Genomic DNA, 19310 nt, shown 5'->3' with positions numbered 1-19310 from the left:
AGCGATGATCATCTTACGCAGATTGATTGGTTCTGGGTAAAAAGAAGGTCAATAAACCCAGTAGTGGTAAGTATGAGCTAAAGTGAAATACCCAACGAATACCTTGATGATCTGCCACATAGCCCAAAGCTGCTGCCGCGATACCGCTGATCCCAAACATCAAACCAAACATCAAACCAGAGACCATGCCGACACGACCTGGCATCGCTTCTTGTGCATATACAACCATTGCTGAAAATGCGGAAGACATAATCAATCCAGCAAGAATCGCAAAGATACACGTCCACATCAAATTCACATGTGGCATGAGTAATGCAAAGGGTGCCATGCCAATGAAGGAAATCCAAATGACAGCTTTACGACCTACTTTGTCACCGACAGGGCCGCCAGCAAAAGTACCGATTGCTACTGCAGCTAAAAAAGCAAATAAATAAAGCTGAGCCTGTTGAATACTGACCTGAAACTTTTCGATCAAATAGAAGGTATAGTAATTTCCAATACTTGCAATGTACGTGAATTTTGCAAACATTAACGCACAGATAATCACAATTCCCTGTACAAGTTTAGAACCTTTCAACGGTGTTGATTGCTTGGCTTTTACTGCTGAAGCAGCTTGAACAGCATATTGAATGGTCCATCGACTGATTCTGTAAAGCAGATAAATAGCGAAAATGGCAAATATCATGAGCCAAGCAACTGAGGCTTGGCCGTTCGGTACAATAATTGCTGCGGCCAACAGTGGCCCAACGGCAGAGCCGCTATTACCACCCACTTGAAAAGCGGATTGAGCAGTTCCGAAGCGACCACCTGATGCTGTTCTCGCTACTCGTGAGGCTTCTGGGTGAAAGGCAGATGAGCCCACACCGATGAGTGCTGCTGAAATCAGTAAGATTGGAAAAGTCCATGCAAATGCCAGCAGAACGATACCTAGCAGTGTAACGCACATACCCAAAGGGAGGAGGTAGGGCTTAGGATGCTTATCAGTGTAGAGTCCAACCCAAGGTTGCAGAATAGATGCAGTCATTTGATAGACCAAAGAAATAATCCCGATTTGGGTAAAGCTCAAGTCAAAATTAAGTTTCAGCATGGGATAAATGGCAGGTAAGCAAGACTGGATCAGATCATGTAATCCATGCGCTAATGCAATAGCGAAAATAATATGAACCGCCATTTTATTCGCTGAAGCACCAGAGGAATTGTTTGAATGTTCTATTGATTGAATTGAACCCATAAGGCTGTGCTGTCTTCATTTTTGAGGTGATTATAACCGTGCAACAGCGGAACAATGTACGATTTATTCAATTTTCGATGTACTGTTGCTGATCAGATTATATGAACTATCCAATAAAAAGCCCCCAAGCCGAGCCTTGGGGGGTAAGTTGCTACTGCATGACGCTATTATTATAGTTATCAGGGTCAAAACAAGACTGAACAAAGCGCTGATTTCATTCAGATCGTTGTTAATTAATCGAAGACCAATTAAGCTGATTTAGCGGTGATGTGTTGTTGCTGTTCAGCTTCGAGTTTTCGAACTAAAGGCAGTACTTTTTCACCAAAATATTCAACTTCCTCTATAAAATGTAAGAAGCCAGATAAGATCAGGTCCACACCAACTGATTTTAATTCAACGATACGTTCAGCAATTTGTTGCGGTGTACCGATGAGATTTGTTCTGAACCCGTCGTTGTATTGGACAAGATCTTCAAATGTTGATTTTGCCCAGTTACCTTCACCTTCTTGAGTTGCGGCACCAGCTTCACGAGTTGCATCACCAAAGGCATTGACTGCTTCTACATTTGCATTGTCAATGATTTCTTGAAGTACAGCTTTTGCTTCCTCTTCAGTATCGCGAGCAATGATAAAGGCATTCACCCCAATTTTGACTTGATGGTGATTCAGCTTGGCTTTTTCACGGATGTCATCAATCTGCTTTTTAATTTCAGCAGGCGTGTTTCCATTGGTGAAATACCAATCAGAAACACGAGATGCCATATCACGTGCGGCACGCGAGCTACCCCCTTGGAAAATTTCAATATGTGGGCTTTGAACAGGTTTTGGCTTCAAGGTGTAGTCTTTAAATTGATAATATTTTCCATCAAAACTAAAGTTATCCTGCGTCCAAATACCTTTTAAGCTACGAATAAACTCCTCTGAACGTGCATATCGTTGATCGTGTTCAGGCCATTCTTCACCGATGGCATCAAATTCACCACGGAACCATCCGCTCACAACATTAATAGCGATACGACCATTGGTTAAATGATCAATTGTCGCGAGCTGTTTAGCCGCCAGCGCGGGTTTCCAAGGGCCTGGTAAAATTGCTGCGATTACACGTAACTTTTCAGTTTTTGCCAATAAGCCATGACTAAAGCTTACAGATTCATGCTGATTCTCCGCACCGTATCCTGCCGTGAATCGAATCTGTGTCAAAGCATATTCAAATCCACTTTTTTCAGCAGCTTGCGCGAGTCGAACATTGTAGTCGTAGCTCCAGTCTGTTCGTTGTTCAACATTACTGACGACAAGACCACCACTGACATTTGGAACCCAATAGGCAAATTTAATCGCTTGCTTTTCTGCATTAGACATGGCTTATACCCTCATTGATTCAATTATATTTATGCCACTTCAATTTTTGGGGCAGCATTATTCTTGTGATGCAAGCGTGACTCTGCTGCATCTAAACTTGGTACTGCTGCTGAAGGTAATACTTCTTCTTGTTCAATTTGTTTGTTAATGCCCAAGTTTTGATTGGCTTGTTGGGTTTTATCTTTCACAACCTCAGCACGTTTACCTTTGGCTGGTGCCCACTCTAAAATTGGTAAAGCACGAGCAATGGCTAAGGTAATGCGCGCACGTAATAGTTCACTGTGAATGGTGTATTCAGGCGTAAAATCACGATCAGTTGCATAAACTCCAATTGGCAAAGTCTGTGCTTGGAAGAAGCTAAATAAAGGACGCAATTGATGCTCAAGTACTAAGGCATGGCGATCACTGCCCCCTGATGCAGCTAGTAATACAGGCACATCAACCAGCGCAGTTTGTTCTACAAAGTCAAAGAAATGTTTAAATAAACCTGTGAAAGATGCGCGATATACGGGCGTTCCCACAATCAATGCATCCGCGGCTTCAACAGCAGCAAGATCATCTTGAACACGTTGCGGCAGCTGATTGCGATAAATGGCACCACCTAATAAATGACCGATTTCGCTAAATTTAATAAAATGCACATTAATAGGTGTTGCTTCACCTAACTCATCCAAAATCGCTTGAACAAGCGCTTCAGTTTTTGAAGGATTATTTAGACCGCCAGAGACAGCAACGATATTTAATGGTTTTTGTTGAGCAGTAGACATAGTACAAACCTAAAAATTTAAAATTAATCTCGGATGCACTATTTATGTGGATTTATGCTTATTCTGTAAAATAAGCAAAATAAGAATAAATATCATTTTTGCGTATATAGCGATAATTTAATCTTTTTGAGATATAAATAAGTGATAAATAACTGAATAAACGTATATTTATGATTATGAATAAGCTATTTCAATATTTGAATAAATTTTATATTTAAAAGTGATGTGCTTATCGAATTTTCAAAATTACATAAAAAAATCGCGTTTGTAAGATTTAGCCCGACATTTTCTGCAAAAATTCGTTAATATTTATATATCCTTAACAGCTATAGCACAGTTAGTATATTGATTGTGTTTGAGATCTCTCGCCTCGCTTATGAATATTTTAATCGTTGATGATCATCCACTGTTTCGTCATGCTTTAATTCAAGCAGTTCGTTACAGCTTACCGCAAGCCCAAATCCATGAAACAGCTGCTGTTAATGAATTTTATGAACGTTTAGAAAAAGGTCCTGAACCAGATTTAGTGCTTTTAGATTTGAATCTTCCAGGTGCATCAGGCTTCTCAGCGTTGGTGCATGTGCGTGCACAGTATCCATCGTTACCAATTATTGTCGTATCGGCGCATGAAGAAGTTTCAATTATTCAACGCTCGATTGCACATGGTGCAATGGGCTATATTCCAAAATCAGCGCATCCAAGTCACATTGGTGAAGCGATTCGTCAGGTATTAGAAGGGGATATGTGGTTACCACCAAACCTGCCTGCGAATTTAAACTTTGATCCACGTGCTGCAGATGAAACAGCTTTAGCAGAACGTATTCAATCTCTAACACCACAACAATTCCGAGTGTTAATGATGGTTGCGGAAGGTTTGTTGAATAAACAGATCGCATACGAACTTGATGTTTCTGAAGCAACGATTAAAGCGCATGTGACCGCGATTTTCCGTAAATTAGGCGTTCAAAATCGTACTCAGGCTGTATTAGCGATTAATGCATTAAACATCGAAGAAAAACGTGTTTAAATGATTCTTAGATTTGAAAAAAAGACCTAATCAAAGGTCTTTTTTTCGATGCGTATCTACTTTAGGCTAAACAGTCCTGTTTAGGTGTCAACTCATTACAATATAGAGGATTGAGTGCACATTGAAGTTCATCAATTTGATCTTGTGTTACATAGCCCTTGCGTTTTAAATATTCTGCAACGCGATCATCTCTAAGACTTAAAAAAGCGGCATCATAAACTTTCAGATCAACAAAGAGTGCAGCCGTTTCAAGTCCATTAAAACGATCTAAAAACACCTCATTGCCATACATGAGAAAAATATGATCGAAATCTGCATATGCATCGATGCCTAATTGTTCTGCGAGTGCAAGCGGCGGTGTTTTGATAAAGAGTAAATCTGAAATTTCATCAAACTGCGTGGTATCAAGCGTATTTTCACCAGTTTTCACTTTACCAAGCCAAGCTTTAAAGACCAAAACGGCACCACCACGCAACAACATACTCCACACTTGATGACGCGTATGTTCATCTAAATCTCGGCATTCTGATGCTAAACGTTGAATAAGTTGATTTTCTTGTTGTGCCAATTTATCAAATAAACCTAAGCCTTGAGGGTGATAAGCTGCTGGTGTAAATACATCAAATTTTAATTGTTCAAAAACCTGTAAAGCCAAAGGTACTGCAGTTTGGTAAATCTGTTCCAAGGCACGTACATGTACATTTTTTAAGGATGTAGATGGAAAAATTTCTTGCCACTTGATTTCAGGCAAAATTGCATTGGCACCATATTGGCGATGAAATTCGTGATTACGATCTAAACCATGTGGCATAGCTTCTGAAATGTTCATTGCAAGACTCCATTTGATACTTTTATTCTCGAGAAAATTTGAGGCACTTTGATTTCTTTAATCGAACGAAGATGTGCTGATGGCTAGATTTAGAATTATGTTGATTGCAATAAGAATAAGACTAAAGTATTAATTTTTATTTGATGAGTAAATTTGTCATCTAAAAACATGATGTTAGTAAACTTGTAACTATTTGTTTTAAATGATATTTCAACTTTTGATGTGTTTTGCCATAGAAAATCGGACTTTGATTTTTTTGGTCAATTGCCAATGCTCTTTTTAGCTTTATTTTGTTCTCTTTTGCCACCTCTAAAGCTGAGATCTGCCAATCATTGTAAAGTACGGTGTGAATATGTATAAAAATCACCCAGCTTTTCGTGGAAAAACTGGGTGATGAATGTATCAAAATGTGACTATTTCGAATCTTATTTTGAAATTTTTAAACCTGATAACCATGAACGTAGAGAGGCAGGTTTGAGAGGTTTTTTCAATAGGACAATATTCAGCTCTTTGAGTCTTTGCGGAAGCTCAGGATCTGAATCAGCTGTAATCAATGCCACAGGCACATTTTCTTGACGATGTTCTACAATAAAATCTAATCCTATTTTATTTGAATTCAGGTGTTGATCGACCAACCAAACTTGAATGTTCTCTTGTTGAATAATCTCAAGCGCTTGTTCAGGTTCTGTGGCTTTAAACACTTGATAACCCCATTTAGTAAGCAAAGTTGCCATGCCTTCTAAAATAGTTTCATCATTGTCTAAACATAAAATTTTATACGCTGCAGATTTTAATGGTGTGGCTTGAACTGGTGCGGTCACAACCTTTGGTGCATCGATGAGTGGGACTTCAATCATAAAACATGAACCCTTACCCAACTCGGAATACACATGCACAGGATAACCCAACATGCTGGTCATTCTCTGAACGATGGCGAGTCCAAGACCTAAACCTTGTTCACCCCATGGCGAGGTATGTCCACAACGTTCAAACTCTTGGAAGAGTTTAATACGTTGTTGTTCAGCAATCCCTGGACCAGTATCCCAAACACCAATACGAATATGGTTTGCTCTTTCTGCTGAACGTAACACCCCAACAATTACACGACCTTTTGCTGTGTATCTTAGGGCATTACTGACAAAGTTTTGAATAATACGGCGAATCCATTGAGGATCTGTATCAATCCAGAATTTCACGTCATGCACTCGGAAGGAGATCGCTCGTTGTGCTGCAATTGATTTAAATTGTAGTTCTAAGTCACTCAATAGGTCATGTAATGGATAGGCTTGTCGTTTAGGTTGTATTGTTCCACCTTCTAAACGTGCAATGTCTAATAATGCAGAAAGCATACTCTCTGCACCATGTAAGGCACGATCGAGTTGCTGTAGCGTTTTAGCATCTTCTTCATTTTGAATGCTTTGTTCTAATGCCGTACTGAATAACCGTGCAGCGTGCATAGGTTGAAGTAAATCATGACTTGCTGCAGCAATGAATCGACTTTTTGACATATTGGCTTTGTCAGCTTGTTCACGTGCCAATTGTTGTTCTGCCAAGGCATTGGCAAGTTGTTGAGTGCGATCTTGAACGCGTCCTTCAAGTAGTGCTTCAGTTTCTCGGAATGCCGTAATATCAGCAAATGTCGTCACGAAGCCACCGCCTTCGATTGGATTTCCTCGCATTTGGATAACACGACCATCTTTACGAATACGTTCAAACTCATGAGCGCTACCTACTTTCATCCAATGAATACGTTTACGTACGTGCTCTTCAACGGAACCAGGTCCACATTCACCGCGCTCTGCGTTGTATCGGATCAAGTCTGCAATCGGGCAGCCCACATATACCAAATCTTTTGGATAATCGAATAAAACGAGATATTGATTATTCCATGCGACTAAACACATGTTTTCATCGACAACACTTACCCCTTGGGTCATGTGGTCGATCATGGTCATAATTAGATTTTGGTTAAAGCGTTGCCATTGTGATGCTTGGTCTAGAATATTAGCGACCTGTCCAAGTGCTAATCCATTGTTAACCATGGCTGTAGTGAGTAGGGTACGTGCCGATGCAGCTCCAATTGTGCCAGCAAGATATTGTTCAGTGAAACGCCACCACATCCCATTGGCACTGCTGTTTTCGTTTAATATCACATTATTGGATAAGCAGAATTGATTAAACGCATGCATGGTCGGACCTTCACCCGTAATCCGTTTGGCAAGCGTGATCAGGTCACCCACTTTTAATCGTGCGACATCATGATGTAAATAATTAACTTCATTTGAGGTTTGTTGCGTTTGTAGGGGTTTAGTTTCGTAATAGAAGAAACTTTCTGCCTGTATTTGCTCAGCAATACTTGGACGATAAATTCGTGAGATCCAGATGTAGAGCACGATATTTAAGCCAAGTGACCAAATTACACCATGTGTTAATGGCGCAAATGATTCAAAACCAAGTAATGCTTCAGGCTTTAATAAGTCAAATCCCAGAGGGCCAAACATCAGAAACGAATAAGTAAATTGATAATATTCATCTGGTAAACTTCTTAAAATTGTTGGTAAGAGCAGTGTGTAACTCCACATCACAAAACCAACGATGAGACCTGCATAGACCCCTTGTTTACTTCCACCACGCCAGTACAACCCCCCAATAAGTGCAGGTGCAAACTGTGCAACAGCACTAAATGCCAAAAGACCAAATACTGACAGCTGATCAATGTCATTAAAGAAATGGAAGAACAAGAATCCAAGTAGCATGACCGCCAAAATACATACGCGACGTGTGAATTTCAGCATTCGAGGTAAACGCTTGTCATGACGAGAAATCCAACCCAAGCGCCATAGCGCAGGCATAATCAAGTCGTTACTGAGCATGATTGAGAGTGCGACTGAAGAGACTAAAAGCATACCAGTTGAAGCCGAAAATCCTCCAAGGAATGCTAAGAGCGTCAGCCATTCTTGGTTATAGCTCAAAGGCAGTGACAGCACGGCAACATCAGGGACTGCCATGTATTCTGGTGCAGCATGAAGTGCCCAACTTGCAATCGGAATAATCGCGACAACGGTTAAAATGATGTAAGCGGCAAACCATCTGCGCGCACCACGAATATGTTTTTCATCACGTAATTCAACTACAGCAACATGAAACTGGCGTGGCAAACATATAATCGCTAATGCTGCTAAAAGTGTTTGAATCCAAAAGGTATCTGGCACGCCCATCAGTTGAATTTCATGGAAGGTTTTGGATACGTCTGCGGAAACTTGAATGAGGTTTTCGGGGCGTTCAAATAAAAAGAAAAAAGCGACACAGAGGAGTGCAAATAATTTAACAAAGGATTCAAAAGCGACTGCCAGCATTAAACCGCCATGCTGTTCGGTGTTGGCAATCTGACGTGTACCAAACATCATAGCCAAAATTGCTAGAACCCCTGTAAGTGCAAGTACACCATTGGTGGTCAGATTCATCACTTCTGAATCTTGTTGCAACATCACGGATGCACTGAGTGCAATGGCTCTCAGTTGTAAGGCAAGATAAGGAATGATGGCGATCACGGCTAAAATGGTGACGAGTGAGGCGAGAGGTCCGCTTTTGCCATAACGTGCTGCCACAAAGTCAGCAATTGAGGAAATAGCATGGTGCTGACGTACTCGACCTAAGCGACGCCAAATATCATAACCAAACCAGACAAACAGAAGTGGGCCTAAGTAGATTGGAAGGAAAATGATCCCTTCACGAACAGCAGCACCCGTTGCGCCGTAGAATGTCCAAGACGAACAGTACACGCCTAAGGTCAAACTAAACAATAACATACGTCCACGTGGGCTGAGCCGACTGGCATGTTTTTCACCAAAAAAGGCGCAAATAAAAAGGATGAGGATGTAGAGGGCGAGTACCCCAATAATCAACCAACTGTTCATAGGACTTACACTTGAGAATCTCGTGTAATGATAACGCATCCATGAACTGTCACGTTCAAATTGATCAAAATTTAGCGACCAAAGTCTAAATTACAACCAATGCAAAATCTTGCTAATTTAAAAATCGGAATAATTTAAATAAAAAAAATGACCTACGGTTGGGTCTCATATGGAGTCTTGTTTATGGATGAGAGACAAGTAGAGCAAATTCTACAGAATCCCAAATTCAAAGAAATGGTCAAAAAGAAAAGCACACTGAGCTGGACATTGACAGGCATTATGCTGTTTGTCTACGTTGGTTTTATGCTTTTAGTTGGCTATAACAAAGAGTTTTTATTGTCATCGCTTTCAGGTGGTGTAACCACTTGGGGTATCCCTCTAGGATTAGGCATCATCGTGCTGTCTTTCTTGTTATGTGGTGTGTATTCGTACATTGCCAACAATAAGCTCGATCAATTAAACGAAGAAGCTATGCGCGAAGTTGAAGCCATCACTCACGAGAAGGGACTACACTAAGATGAAATGGAATTCTTTACTCACATTTGCAGGGACTGCAATGTTATCTGGATTGGCATTCGCAGGTCCTGATTTAGGTGCAGCAGAACAACAAGCAACAAATTGGCCTGCGATTATCATGTTCTTGATTTTCGTCGGTGCAACGCTAGGGATTACCAAATGGGCAGCTAAACAAACCACAAACACCAAAGATTTCTATACCGCAGGCGGTGGAATTTCTGGTTTCCAAAATGGTTTAGCCATTGCTGGTGACTATATGTCCGCAGCATCGTTCCTTGGTATTTCTGCGATGGTTTTCCTGTCAGGTTTCGATGGCTTACTCTATTCACTTGGTTTTATGGTAGGTTGGCCTATCGTACTTTTCTTGATAGCAGAGCGTTTGCGTAACTTGGGTAAATACAATTTATCTGACGTTGTATCATTCCGTTTACAAGAAAAACCTGTACGCACACTGGCAGCGTTAAGCTCTCTTGTTGTTGTTGCATTCTACTTGATTGCCCAAATGGTCGGCGCTGGTCAGTTGATCAAGCTTCTGTTTGGCTTGAACTATAACATTGCTGTCGTCATCGTCGGTCTGCTCATGATGGCATACGTTATGTTTGGCGGTATGTTAGCGACAACATGGGTGCAAATCATTAAGGCAGTGATGTTGTTGTCAGGTGCTACCTTCATGGCATTTATGGTGATGAAAGGCGTTGGCTTTAGCTTCACCAATATGTTCGAGCAATCGATTCAAGTCTTCTCTAAAGTACATGATTTAACCTTAGATGATGCAACCAAAATCATGGGACCAGGTAGTCTGGCATCAAACCCAATTGATGCGATTTCTCTTGGTTTAGCATTGATGTTTGGTACAGCTGGTTTACCACATATCCTCATGCGTTTCTTCACAGTAAAAGATGCGAAAGAAGCACGTAAATCAGTTGTTGTTGCAACAGGCTTTATCGGTTACTTCTATCTTTTAACTTTCATCATTGGTTTCGGTGCGATTCTCTATGTATCGAACAACCCACAATTCCTTGATATTGCGAAAATGGCAGTAACTGGCAAGCTAGAGCTTGTTGGTGGTAATAACATGGCTGCGGTTCACTTGTCTGATGCTTTAGGCGGTGACTTGTTCATGGGCTTCATTTCAGCGGTTGCATTTGCCACGATTCTAGCAGTTGTTGCAGGTTTAACGTTGTCAGGTGCTTCAGCAATTTCACATGACTTATATGCGAACGTATTGAAAAAAGGACAAACTACACCTGAATCTGAACTTCGTATGTCTAAAATCGCGACTTTAGGTCTTGCGATCTTTGCGATGATCTTGGGTATCTTGTTCGAGAAACAAAACGTTGCCTTCATGGTAGGTTTAGCATTCTCTGTTGCTGCATGTGCAAACTTCCCAGTGCTTGTACTTTCAATGTTCTGGAAAGGTTTAACAACGCGTGGTGCAGTTGCCGGTGGTGTTGTTGGATTAGTTTTAGCGGTTGTACTCATCGTACTTTCTAAAGCAGTTTGGGTAGATACGCTTGGTATTTCTGATACACCAATTAATCCATATAACGGTCCTGCATTATTTGCGATGCCTTTAGCATTCTTCTTCTGCTGGTTGTTCTCTGTGACAGACAATTCTGCACAAGCGCAAGCAGAACGTAAAGCATTTGATGCACAGTTTGTACGTTCACAAACAGGTATTGGTATTTCTGGTGCGTCAGACCACTAAACCATACTGATCATGATAAAAAGCCCCTTTAAGGGGCTTTTTTTCTTTACCAAATTTCTATTTTAAATGACATACAAGTCATCAACTGTCCGCTATGCTTTCATTCAAACAAAACAATAAAAATAGTTGGAGTTGAGATGAGTTTAATATGCCGCGTGATAGGTGATCTCGTACGTTTACCATCCGCGTGTCTACTGATTTTACAGCTGCTGATTTTATTCCTCGCAGTGATATCAAGTCATGATTTGGCTTATCGCTCCATGACTTGGATTCTCGGCGCTTTAGTCCTTCTTATTATTGCTAAAGTCATCAAAATGACCCCAATTTTTAGTGCTGTAGGTTTATTTGGGGTATTAGGAGCTCTCATTTTTTCTTTCTTGATTCTGATTGGATATCATCAAGCCTATATTCAAATTACAGCGCATGTATTTGAAGTTATCGCGTATACGACAGCGGCTTATGGTTTGGTTCGATATATGTTCGAAGACCGCTATTTGACCAAAGATGAATTATTTGCGGCAGCAGCTGTTTTTACTTTAATTGCATGGAGCTTCGCATTTTTATATAGCATCTGCCAGCTATATGACCCACTGAGTTTTAGCATAACGCCTGAACAATCTGTTCAACATAGTTGGTTAGATTTGTTGTTTCTCAGTTTTAGTATTCAGTCGGCAACAGGTCTTTCAGATATTATGCCCTTGAGTCCGCTGGCGAGACTGATTGCCATGATTCAAATGTTTAGTGGAGTCATGTATCTGGCTTTGATTGTTTCGCGCTTAGTTGCACTGCAATACATTGCTCATTTGCCAAAGCATCAGGATGATTAAAACAGAACGTTACATCTTGCTAACGGCATTCATCTGCAAAATCATGAATAATAAGTACTTAGATCAAAAAATAATCTCCAACCCTCGATATTGAGTCGATTTTCTATTCTGTTTTTGATGAAACTAACCCGGCTTTATATGAGGTTGAGGATAAATGATCTCAATTCATATAGCGTTTTATCCAGTTTGAAGCGTTTCACCGAAAAATAAATATATAGGGGAATTATGTCTTCTCAGCATCCTCCATGGTATTCAAATGTAAATCCACGTGTTTTTATCAGCACGGTACTCATCATTTTTGTATTTTTGGCCACTGTGGTGTTATCTCCTAATGGTTTTGAATTAGTTACTCAGCAACTGAACCAATGGATTACGGATTCTTTTAGTTGGTTCTATGTTTTAGCAGTTGCCATATTTCTGATCGTGCTGGCTTATATCGCAATTTCTGACTACGGCAAAATCAGGCTCGGTCCAGATCATAGCCAACCGAGTTACAGTAATGGCTCTTGGTTTGCCATGCTCTTTACCGCAGGTATGGGGATTGGCCTGATGTTTTTTGGGGTAGCAGAACCTGTAATGCATTATGTCTCTCCGCCAGTCGGTGATGGAGAAACGGTTATGGCAGCGCAGCAAGCGATGCGAGTGACTTTCTTCCACTGGGGACTTCATGCATGGGGAATCTATGCATTGATTGGATTGTCCTTGGCCTATTTTGCTTATCGACATCAATTGCCTTTAAAAGTACGTTCCGCGCTTTATCCGATCATTGGAAAAAAAATTCATGGTCCAATGGGGGATGCCGTAGACACATTTGCCACGATTGGAACAGTATTTGGTGTGGCGACAACATTGGGTTTTGGTGTAACGCAAATTAACTCAGGCTTGAATTATTTATTTGATGTTCCTCAATCAGCAAGTACACAAGTGATACTGATTATTATCGTCAGTACATTGGCATCACTGTCCGTTTTTCTAGGTTTAGAAAAAGGAATTAAACGGTTGTCTGAGTTGAATTTGGTATTGGCATTAAGTTTATTGCTCTTTGTATTCTTCGCGAGTTCTACCATTTATCTTTTGCAAACCACAATTCAGAACATGGGTCAGTATGTTTCTAATCTCTTTACCATGACATTTAATTTATATGCTTATCAACCGAATGGTTGGATTGGTGGTTGGACGATTATGTATTGGGCATGGTGGATCTCGTGGTCACCATTTGTCGGGATGTTTATCGCACGTGTGTCACATGGAAGAACCATTCGAGAGTTTATTGTTGGGGTTATGTTGATTCCTACTGGATTTACACTCATTTGGATGGGCTTTATGGGGAATGCTGCGCTCTTCAGTATTATGCAAGAAGGCAATGAAGCACTGATGCTAGCAGTACAGAAGGATTCTTCCGTTGCATTATTCGAATTTTTAAATAGCTTACCACTCGCTTCAATCATGAGTGTAGTAGCAACATCGCTGGTTATTTTATTCTTTGTCACTTCAGCGGATTCAGGTGCATTAGTTACAGACTATTTGACGGCTAAAGGTGAAGGTTCACCGACATGGCAACGACTCTTTTGGACTGTGCTTATGGCGGTATTGGCAATTGTATTATTATTGGTCGGTGGGCTTGGTGCTTTACAATCTGCGACCATCATGAGTGCGTTGCCATTCTCCGTCATTATGCTTTTTATTTGTTGGGGATTACTCAAAGCCTTAAAAGTAGATTTAATTAAAATGAATGCTCTGCAAGAGGCGAGAATTACACCTCGAGCAATTCATCAACCACGGAGTTGGCAAAAACGCTTAGGATTGATTATGCACTATCCTCATTCTAAGGAAGAGGTTGATGTATTTATTGAATCTCAAGTATCTCAAGCATTAGAGCAAGTGCAGAAAGAGTTCAAGAGAAGACAGTTTAAGGTTAGTGTAAATCGATTGGCTGAAGGGGTAGAGTTGAGGGTAGATCATCATGACGAGTTGAATTTTGTATATCAAGTGATGTCACAAAGAACAACGCCACCGAGCTTTATGCCAGATACAATGGTGACTGAGCAGGATTATTATCAGGCGGAAGTGTTTTTAAGAGAGGGTGGACAGGCCTATGATGTAATGGACTGGACACAAGAAGACTTAATTCAAGATGTTATTGATCAATACGAAAGACATTTACATTTTTTAAGTGTAATTCGTAGCCCTGAGTAACTAGTGACTGATAAAAAAAGGACGCATTATGCGTCCTTTTTTGATTCTGTATCTAATAACTTATTAGAAACGGAATTTAGCATTTAAGCCAACAGTTTCAGTATCACGGCTAGAACCATTTTCAGCGTTAGCATTTACATAACTTGCACCAACAGCTACAGCTGGAGTGATGAAGTAGTTTACGTTAGCACCGATAGCTGAGCTTGGAGTGTCATTAAAGCTTGATTCAGTATAAGATACGCCTGCGCTTAACTGTGGATTGAAGTAAAGGTCAGATTTTAATTGGTAAAGTGTATCTTCACCGTATACTAAACCAGCTTCAAAGCCAATAGACATATTTGTATCAGTGATACCGCCTACATATTTAGTACGTGCTGTGATCGCATCTTGATCTTCAGCAATAGTACCTGTTTCAAGTGCTGAGAATACGCTACCGTTGTTGATTGCTTTAAAGACATCAAAAGAGTATTGATCAGCAACGCTTGTATAACCTACAGCAACTAAGAAGTTTGGAAGTAACATTGCACCAAGTTCTAAAGCATAACGATCGCCGTTACCATCTGCTAATTTAGCAACTTGTGGGTGGTTTAATGGGTTGTTTGCAGTGAAATCATTTTTAGCATCAGTTTTTGAGTGGCTATATGATGCGCTTGCATATAAAGGAATAAGTTTAGTTGGGATATAAGCTTCAGCTTTTGCACCATAGTTATGTTGCTGAGCTTCAACTTTCTGATTAGCAGCTTTAATATCAGCAGAATATTCACCGAAGTTATAAGCCACAGATACATTAGATGCCTGATTTAAGAAAGCCGCTTCAGCTAAAGGACCTTTAGTTGAGTCAACATTCTTGAAGTAATAAGTACCTTGTACAGAACCAGTGTAGTTATCATTGTTCAATGAGTCATCAAAGTATTCAGCAGCCCCTTGTACTTCAACTTGATATGCGTGTGCCCCAGTCATTGCTACTAATAAAGCAGTGGCTAAACTAATTTTTTTCATAATAGTTACCAAATAAATGTCGAATGAATATGCAGTAAATATTGTATTGTAACAATGTATTAAGTCAATGATCTTTAAGGTAATAGTCTGCTGGTCTAAATTTATTTTGTGTGTTATGTCTTGATACAAGAAGATTAAGAACATGAATTTTTGAACATTTTATTCAAAAATAACAATGTGATAAGGAGATTTTCAACGTCGATTAAGCTTAAAAAATTGCATCGAAATTATACAAAAAAAAGATTATTAGAATCGGATAAAACGTATAAAGAAAATGTTAATTTACATGAAATTTAAGATTTTCGTTTAATTTTAACTCATTTGAAAATAAATAATGTGACTTTTTTCACCTACTTGGTAGTAAAGTGTTAGGTCTATTCGGAATTTCAAAGGGTTGCGATGTTTGCAATTTAAGTTAATTTTCACATAATTACATGCTCGTTAACTAAGTTTTTTTTTATATTTAAATAAATTGAGTTCTGCCTTTTAGATTTACTAAATATTATAGTGGTTATTTCTCTTATATGCCCAGCTTTCCCCAAGGCTGGGTTTTTTTTAACTTATATTTATTTGCACCATTATAGTGCATAACTGGGTGTATTCTTTATCAATACTGAGCAAAAAAAAACCTAGTTTTCATAGAAAACTAGGTTTTTTCGCCAAAACTTGAGGGAAATACAGAAATTCTGCTGAGGTATATTTCTATCTCGCCCTAATGTGGGGCATTATGCACCAGCATATTGCACATGTAAATATTATTTTTAAAAAAAGTGTTAAAAATAGACAAAAAAATTGGAAATAATCAGTCAAAATTGAATTAAATGCATTGGTCAAATTGGAACATTGAATTGAAAGGAATCTACGTTGTTGCACTTGTTTTAACGTCTGTTTTTTTATCTGCCTGCCAGGCCTTAGATCATATTAATCCGAGAACAAAAGCATACGAATTAAAAGATGATTCAATGCTGAATAGCAGTGAATCAAAGAATCAGCATCATATTGAGACCCTATTTAATCAGCAAAATATTCAAGGTGTATTTATCACCTATGATGGCAAACACGTTAAAACTTACGGTTCTGATCGAACAAGAGCAAAAGAAAATTTTATCCCTGCATCTACTTTTAAAATAGTGAATGCTTTGATTGGATTAGAACATCATAAATCAACTCGGTATGAAGTGTTTAAATGGGATGGAAATAAGCGTTCATTTGACAGTTGGCAACGTGATTTTACGCTTGGTGAGGCCTTACAAGCATCTGTTGTACCTGTGTATCAAGCCTTAGCACACCGTATTGGACCAACATTGATGCAGCAGGAATTAAGTCGAATTCAGTATGGAAATGCAAAAGTCGGGGATGAGATAGATCAATTTTGGTTAAAAGGTCCTCTAGAGATTACACCTGATCAACAAGTTAAATTTGTTTATAGATTGGCACAGTTGTCATTGTCGTTTCGTAGAGATGTACAACAAGATGTAAGAGACATGATGTATGTCGAATCACGTGGTGCAAATAAGCTATATGCCAAAAGTGGTTGGGGAATGGATATTGAGCCTCAGGTGGGCTGGTATGTGGGTTTTGTAGAACAAGCCAGCGGTGAAGTCACTGCCTTTGCATTAAATTTAGAAATGAAAAATGGTGATAAAATTCAGCAACGGAAGGAAATCACTTTAGATATTTTAGATCGACTTGGTTTATTTCATTATTTACGTTAAAAGTCATATAAAAGATAAAAAAAACCCAGCCGATTGGGATGGCTGGGCTGAAAAAGGATGTTCTGTATGTGGGAGAAACATCCGAGGGTAGAACAAAATTCATTAAGCAAATCTGATATGAATCAGTGTCTTTGCAATGTAAGCATTATGGTTTAAAGGATGAGGTTTGTATAATGATTAAAAATTATGCGCATGATCTATTTTTTCGATGCTGATTAAGTGATCAAAATAATCATCTGATTTTAATTCAAAAAAAGTAAATACTGCCAAATATGTCACTTGTATATTGGTGGAAAAATAATTTAAATATTGAACAAAAAAAAATTACGGCATTACAATAGTGTGATATTTATCACATTGTTTCTTAAATAAAAACTTGTGCTTTAAGTGCTTTTTAAGCATGGTTATATTGTAAAATATAACTAAGTTCAAAGAAATTTTATAAATCTCACCGCTTTATACGGTCTTTTATTTTAGAGGTAGTTTGGATGTTAAAATCACATTCCGAGCAAATTGGTCGCCGCCTATTTGTGTTCGTGATGATTATCGTCTTATCTATCCTCTGTATTTCAATCCCATTGGTCATTAGCCATTATCGCGAATATCAGAAATCACAAACAGCATTGATTGAAATAGAAAATCTTCGTGCCGTTGCTGCTCTAGCGAATCGTATTTCACGCGAGCGTGGCCCTGCGAACATGGCAATGTCGAGTTCACAAGAAGAGTTTGAAAAAAATAAACAAGCGCTTATTGAGTATCGCGCGGGAGTAGATGAACAAATTAAGGTCTCGATTCATCGATTAGATCAGTCTGGATATGATGGGTTAGAAGAGTACGTCGCTCAATACCTAAATCCAAAATTAGCGGAAGGTCGCAAACAAGTCGATCACTATATTTCGTTGCCATTTGCAGAGCGTACGCCTGAAGCTTTAGATCAAGCTATTCTTACAATGTTTAATGCGTGGGATAGCAGTCATGATTTACTGAAGAAACTGGTAATGCAGTCTAAAAGTAAAGACAGTTCGATGGGGCATTATTACACCATGATTTTGGTGTTGGCTGATTTGCGAGATCAGGCTGGACGTGTTGCTTCAAATGTAACTGCACATGTGACATTTCAGCAGCCGTTACCAAGTGACAATATTGCACGCGCATTACAAACGCAAAAACAAGTTCGCTATTTGTGGGATTTAGTGAATACCATCCAACCCGAACGCCATCGTACAGCTGAATTCGCTCGCTTACACCAAGAGGTGAAAACTCAGTTTATTGATCAGGGCTTACCCATCATCATGCGATTAATTGATGAAAGCCGAAAGGGACAACCTTATTTTTTATCAGGGACTGAATTAAGTGTAGCTGTATCTGGTAAATTCTTAACAGTTATCGATTTACAAGACTATTTGCTCAATAAGAGCGTTGAAATCGCAAAGTCAGAAAAAGATGCGAATCAACTCAATTTTATACTCACATTGATTGTCTCTTTAATTTCACTATTGGCTGCTTTATTTACGATGATTTATGTTCAACGTAAAGTTATTTCGCCGCTTATTATGGTGAGAGATAAATTAGTTGAATTGTCGTATGCCAATGCTTTGGTCGATAGTAATTTTATAGAAGATCAGCAGAAGCAAGTACATTCATTACATGAAGCGATGCAAAAACTTCAGAAAATGTTGCATCAACGTGATGAATTTGAGTTTGAATTAAAGAATATTGCCAATACCGATAAATTAACAGGTGTTTCAAATCGTTTTGCTTTAGAAGCCTATACCAAACTTATGGAAGCTCAGCCCAATAAGTTTACCCAAACGTGTTTGATGATTGTAGATATTGATTATTTTAAACAGGTTAATGATCAATATGGTCATGTTGCAGGGGATCAAGTCATTCAGCAGGTGGCAAATTGTTTAAGTCATAATGTTCGATCAACTGATTTAGTCGTTCGCTTTGGTGGGGATGAATTTTTGGTGTTGATTGAAAATTTAGACCTTGAACATGGTTTACGTGCTGCAGAAAAGATGCGTAAGAGTATTGGTGATTTACAATTTACAGATGAGCAAGGTCAGTCGTTTAATGTATCGATCAGTGTTGGTGTCGCTGTCGGTGCTGATTCTTGGAAAGCATTATTTGCTAAGGCAGACCAAGCATTATTTAGAGCGAAAGCACAGGGGCGGAATACGGTTTCAAGTTGATTGTTTTTATGGGTGTTATTCTTTA

13 protein-coding genes are annotated in these 19310 nt (G+C 39.2%); 7 read left to right on the top strand and 6 right to left on the bottom strand.

Annotated elements, in window-relative coordinates:
• Positions 1-13: 13 nt before the first annotated feature.
• The 3 genes from AC1M89_RS05825 to msuE form a co-directional block, all read right to left on the bottom strand.
• Positions 14-1171 carry an MFS transporter gene (locus AC1M89_RS05825; protein ID WP_481591892.1) on the bottom strand — a complete coding sequence of 386 codons (1158 nt, stop codon included), beginning with the start codon at positions 1169-1171 and terminating at the stop codon, positions 14-16.
• A 308-nt stretch (positions 1172-1479) separates the two neighbouring features.
• On the bottom strand, positions 1480-2589 hold the full coding sequence (gene sfnG, locus AC1M89_RS05820; protein WP_035265790.1) for a dimethylsulfone monooxygenase SfnG: 1110 nt from the start codon (positions 2587-2589) through the stop codon (positions 1480-1482).
• Between the two features lie 29 nt (positions 2590-2618).
• The gene (msuE, locus tag AC1M89_RS05815; RefSeq protein ID WP_035265789.1) at positions 2619-3356 is read right to left on the bottom strand and encodes an FMN reductase; all 738 of its coding nucleotides are present in this window, start codon (positions 3354-3356) and stop codon (positions 2619-2621) included.
• A 376-nt stretch (positions 3357-3732) separates the two neighbouring features.
• Between msuE and AC1M89_RS05810 the strand changes: the two genes are divergently transcribed.
• Positions 3733-4383 carry a response regulator gene (locus AC1M89_RS05810; protein WP_035265788.1) on the top strand — a complete coding sequence of 217 codons (651 nt, stop codon included), beginning with the start codon at positions 3733-3735 and terminating at the stop codon, positions 4381-4383.
• 61 nt (positions 4384-4444) lie between these two features.
• Here AC1M89_RS05810 and AC1M89_RS05805 read toward each other — a convergent pair whose 3' ends face one another.
• Both AC1M89_RS05805 and AC1M89_RS05800 read right to left on the bottom strand, forming a co-directional pair.
• On the bottom strand, positions 4445-5212 hold the full coding sequence (locus AC1M89_RS05805) for a hypothetical protein (RefSeq protein ID WP_035265786.1): 768 nt from the start codon (positions 5210-5212) through the stop codon (positions 4445-4447).
• A 425-nt stretch (positions 5213-5637) separates the two neighbouring features.
• Positions 5638-9129, bottom strand: coding sequence for a hybrid sensor histidine kinase/response regulator (locus AC1M89_RS05800; protein ID WP_481586858.1), 3492 nt, complete (start codon positions 9127-9129; stop codon positions 5638-5640).
• 183 nt (positions 9130-9312) lie between these two features.
• Here AC1M89_RS05800 and AC1M89_RS05795 point away from each other — a divergent pair, with 183 nt between their 5' ends.
• The 4 genes from AC1M89_RS05795 to betT all read left to right on the top strand — a co-directional run bounded on the left by AC1M89_RS05795 (position 9313) and on the right by betT (position 14376).
• Positions 9313-9645 carry a DUF485 domain-containing protein gene (locus AC1M89_RS05795; protein WP_035265779.1) on the top strand — a complete coding sequence of 111 codons (333 nt, stop codon included), beginning with the start codon at positions 9313-9315 and terminating at the stop codon, positions 9643-9645.
• A gap of 1 nt (position 9646) precedes the next feature.
• Complete coding sequence (locus AC1M89_RS05790; protein ID WP_180028478.1) at positions 9647-11353, top strand: cation acetate symporter; 1707 nt, start codon at positions 9647-9649, stop codon at positions 11351-11353.
• 137 nt (positions 11354-11490) lie between these two features.
• Positions 11491-12180, top strand: coding sequence for an ion channel (locus AC1M89_RS05785; protein WP_481591855.1), 690 nt, complete (start codon positions 11491-11493; stop codon positions 12178-12180).
• A 225-nt stretch (positions 12181-12405) separates the two neighbouring features.
• Positions 12406-14376: a choline BCCT transporter BetT gene (betT, locus tag AC1M89_RS05780; RefSeq protein ID WP_481591856.1), complete on the top strand. Its 1971-nt coding sequence runs from the start codon at positions 12406-12408 to the stop codon at positions 14374-14376.
• Between the two features lie 63 nt (positions 14377-14439).
• Here betT and omp33-36 read toward each other — a convergent pair whose 3' ends face one another.
• Positions 14440-15375, bottom strand: coding sequence for a porin Omp33-36 (omp33-36, locus tag AC1M89_RS05775; protein ID WP_481614031.1), 936 nt, complete (start codon positions 15373-15375; stop codon positions 14440-14442).
• Between the two features lie 821 nt (positions 15376-16196).
• Here omp33-36 and blaOXA point away from each other — a divergent pair.
• Positions 16197-17090, top strand: coding sequence for a class D beta-lactamase (blaOXA, locus tag AC1M89_RS05770; protein ID WP_481614030.1), 894 nt, complete (start codon positions 16197-16199; stop codon positions 17088-17090).
• Between the two features lie 488 nt (positions 17091-17578).
• Complete coding sequence (locus AC1M89_RS05765; protein WP_481608654.1) at positions 17579-19285, top strand: GGDEF domain-containing protein; 1707 nt, start codon at positions 17579-17581, stop codon at positions 19283-19285.
• Positions 19286-19310 lie beyond the last annotated feature (25 nt).

It is taken from the genome of Acinetobacter sp. ANC_7635 (genome assembly GCF_056779945.1).
The sequence above is the reverse complement of the archived record's forward strand: the minus strand, read 5'-3'. Positions and strand labels throughout refer to the sequence as shown.